The 3,573-nt window shown below is 41.3% G+C and carries 3 protein-coding genes and 2 pseudogenes; 2 read left to right on the plus strand and 3 right to left on the minus strand.

Annotated features, from left to right (window positions below; genetic code table 11):
* A pseudogene (locus FTV43_RS14735) lies at positions 1-117 on the plus strand (transposase); the annotation flags it as partial.
* 337 nt (positions 118-454) lie between these two features.
* The gene (locus FTV43_RS14740) at positions 455-1,390 is read left to right on the plus strand and encodes a tRNA-dihydrouridine synthase (RefSeq protein WP_026438289.1); all 936 of its coding nucleotides are present in this window, start codon (positions 455-457) and stop codon (positions 1,388-1,390) included.
* Positions 1,391-1,721: 331 nt separating this feature from the next.
* On the opposite strand, the gene FTV43_RS14745 is transcribed toward FTV43_RS14740, so the two are convergent.
* From FTV43_RS14745 to FTV43_RS14755, 3 genes and pseudogenes are all read right to left on the minus strand, one after another.
* A complete protein-coding gene (locus FTV43_RS14745) occupies positions 1,722-2,789 on the minus strand; it encodes a DUF1176 domain-containing protein (RefSeq protein WP_179995780.1) in 1,068 nt (355 codons plus the stop codon).
* 146 nt (positions 2,790-2,935) lie between these two features.
* Positions 2,936-3,277: a YegP family protein gene (locus tag FTV43_RS14750; protein WP_004972386.1), complete on the minus strand. Its 342-nt coding sequence runs from the start codon at positions 3,275-3,277 to the stop codon at positions 2,936-2,938.
* Positions 3,278-3,457: 180 nt separating this feature from the next.
* Positions 3,458-3,573 (minus strand): annotated as a pseudogene (locus FTV43_RS14755) (IS982 family transposase); the annotation flags it as partial.

The raw sequence follows: 3,573 nt of genomic DNA on the forward strand, positions 1-3,573 counted from the left end.
TGGAAGCAGATGAAATATTATTGGCGAGATTTTCAAGTCATGACAGCTGATAAAATAGAGCAATGGGTGGAGAGAGTATCAAACCAATTCGGAAAAGAATACATGTTTACTTTTTAATGACAGCTTAATTGGTGGAAAGTTTGAGAAAACGTCTAAAAAATTATAATATTGCAGAAGTTTAAAATCGTGAAAAACGTATCTGAGTAAGTTTTATCTATACCGTTTAGCCGTGAGTCGCTTTATCACTGAATTCGGTGACCACCTAAGCAATCACCTTTACTTTTAATTAAAAGCAATTACACAAAATTATTTACACTCTCGTTATTTCCATATCAAATAAAACAGCTTAAATACCAGAACCTTAGCTACAACCACTTCAATTCAAAACCCTTTTCCTAGACAACCCACAGAAAAAAACGTATAACTCCACTTTTGTTTGAACTGGCAGCATCTTGTGAAACTGATTCTTGCACCCATGGAAGGCTTAACCGACCCCATCATGCGTGATGTAATCACGTCTGTAGGCAGTTTTGACTGGTGTGTAACAGAGTTTATTCGGGTCACAGACAGCATTTTGCCAGACCATATCTACCACACCTATTGCCCAGAACTACTCACCAATGGCAAAACTGCGGCAGGTACGCCTGTGCATGTTCAGTTTTTGGGGAATAATCCTGAAATGTTAGCCGCCAATGCAGCCAAAGTTGCGGCTATGGGTGCACCTGCAATTGATATGAACTTTGGCTGCCCTGCCAAAACAGTCAATCGGCATCGTGGCGGTTCAGTTTTACTCGATGAACCCGAAGTAGTATATGAACTGGTTAAAGCGGTTCGCGATGCCGTTCCTGCTCATATTCCAGTTTCCGCCAAAATGCGTCTAGGCTATATGGATCGGAACTTCATGCTAGAAAATGCGCACGCCATTGAAGATGCAGGCGCAGCATGGGTTACAGTACATGCACGTACCAAAGCCGATGGCTATACGCCTCCCGCATTTTGGGATCAGCTACGTCCTATTCGTGAAGCCTTGAAGATTAACGTCATCGCCAATGGTGAAATTTGGAACAATGCCGATGCCAAACAATGCCAGTTAGAATCGGGCTGTGAAGATTTGATGATTGGTCGTGGTGCGGTCACCACCCCAGATTTGACCCAATGTATTCGTCAAAATTCAGACCTGCCTTTGCTGAGTTGGCAAGATTTGCTGCAACTACAAATTCGCTTTATTCACGGCCCTGCCAAAACAGAAATTGGGATGCTGGGACGTTATAAACAATGGCTCGGCATGATGTCGAAACATTATCCCGAAGCCAAAGCTTTGTGGGATGAAATCAAGCGTCTGAAAAAGCTGGATGAAATCATTGAAAAATTAGTCGCGCACACGACTTAAACATTGAATCCATCAAACTCAAGCCTCATCTAAAAAATTTCAGCTTTTATTAGGGTCTGCTGACAATTCGTCTATGTTTGCGGCGATGCATATTTTTTAGCTGATATAAGGCATGGGACAGGAAATTTAGTCATTCTAAATGACTGGCACATAACGCAATAGCAGCAAAAAATATGCTCGCCCTGAAAGGCTGTGGCTAAAACTTTCTCAGATTGTGTTATGAAACTTAGCAATAGTCTCGCTATTACTTGCGTTTCATGCCTGATCTGCTCAGTTTTAGCCTACAGCGCAAGCCATTTATGAAATGTCAAAAGCCCCTAGTGAATATCGGCTATTCAACCTTGCTGACAAAGCTTGGCATTTCCCATGCACTGCCTGCAAAACCTTTGCATTGTCCTGCATCGAATTGATAGCTTTTGACAAACTGCTGACCATTCCACGCCCACTCAATTTGACTGAAACAATCGCCAATTCCACGCCCTTTTTGATAGGCAAAAATCTGTCCATTGCTAAATTCTGAAGCAGAATCAGTTACAAATTGCTGTATCTTTTGCAGTTTTTTATCCATAACCCAATAAGCCACACCCCAATTATAAGCCCCTCGCCAACAGCTTGCCTCAACCAACACGCTATCTTGATTTAAGGGATAAGTATGAATCTGCTGTTCTGCTTGTTCAGGTTCAAATAGCATATAACAATCTTCACGATCTACGGTTTTTTGTAAAATTGGATATAACTTTTCTGCACTGGCCGCGGTAAGCACCTGTGCTTTGGCGGTTCGGTGTTGAGGCTGCATGAGAATGTTAATTTTAGGCATCGCTTGCGCTTTTAAGACCTGCGTGGATGCTTGATTGCCTTTTGCCAATATTGCGGAGTCTGTACCCACACGTTTTTGAAATTCATCCATTTTTAGCAACACTGCACTCATGCCTGCATCAGACAATTTCCAGCGTTGTTGACCATGTTTTAACTCGATCACGACATGCTGACGCGCCTGCGCCAACAGCTTTTGCACACTGGCAGCAGATAAATTGGCGATACTTTCATGAAAGTTTAATTGTTGCAAAGTGCGTCCATTTAAAAATAAAGTCGCTTGAGCAATATCTTCTTGAATTTGCAATTGCCCTTGTACAGCACTCTTTGCACCTGCTTGACGGGTCAATAACATACTGATCGGTTGTTCAAAATCATCATCGCTTTGGTAGCCTGCGGCACGGCAGGTTCCTGTATTATCACAGGCCAACTCCCAATCTTGATGCTGAAAATACAGTCCTTGCAAAGCAGTCGACTGGCTTGAAGCAATCGTTTTTTCAGCAGTGATCGGTGCTGCAAAAATACCAACACTACCGAATAAACCACTGATCGCCAGCAATATTTTTAGATAACATCTGAAATTCATAATCTTCGCAACTCCTGAAATGGTCATCTATAATTCAACGGCTCAATCAAAGCTAAATTTAGCACCTTGCCTACTCAGCTCAATAAAAAAGCACGCCAGAGCATGCTTTTCTAATGCAATTGAACATCAAGATTTAATGTAAAAAATTACGATTCCTGCGTTAAATCCTTGACCGTGGTGCTTGCGCCATTGGTTTTCACTGACTCAATTCCTTTGTCACGTGATTGTTCAGAAGTATAGAGCTGACTCGTACCAATAATCTGATGGTTGGCAGCTTTTAAATTAAAATACGGCTTATCATTCTTAGATGTCAGTCGATCATAACGCCCATCATCCTGACTGTTCTTTTGTACCGAAGCGATGCCATTTTTTGCCGATGCTTTCGCCTTATACTGTTCACTGGTTAAGATAATTTCGCCATTCCCAGCTTTAAGTACAAAGCGGTACTGACCATTGCTTGCTTGTGAAATCTCAAACCATCCTGACATACTTGCCCCCAGTTTTCTTATGAGTGGTGAAGTGTGTTGTTGAATTATGCTAGGCTTTAAACTGCCTAAAAATTATTCTTTTCACTTAAAATATAAAGGACTTAGGCACAAGAAAACAGTATTAATTTTGTACACTCTTAAAGTTATTGTTGCTCAATTTGAATACTAAAATAACCCCAGTTACGGATAAGCCAAAGATTTAATCACATGAATTTTAGGCTTATTCTTTTGGCAAAGTTGATACGCACATAGTGAAGAAAATACGCCTGCTAAAAAACCAGCAATCGAACGATGTT

Origin of the sequence: Acinetobacter sp. YH16053 (assembly GCF_013417035.1) — a bacterium.
Lineage (GTDB): Bacteria > Pseudomonadota > Gammaproteobacteria > Pseudomonadales > Moraxellaceae > Acinetobacter > Acinetobacter towneri.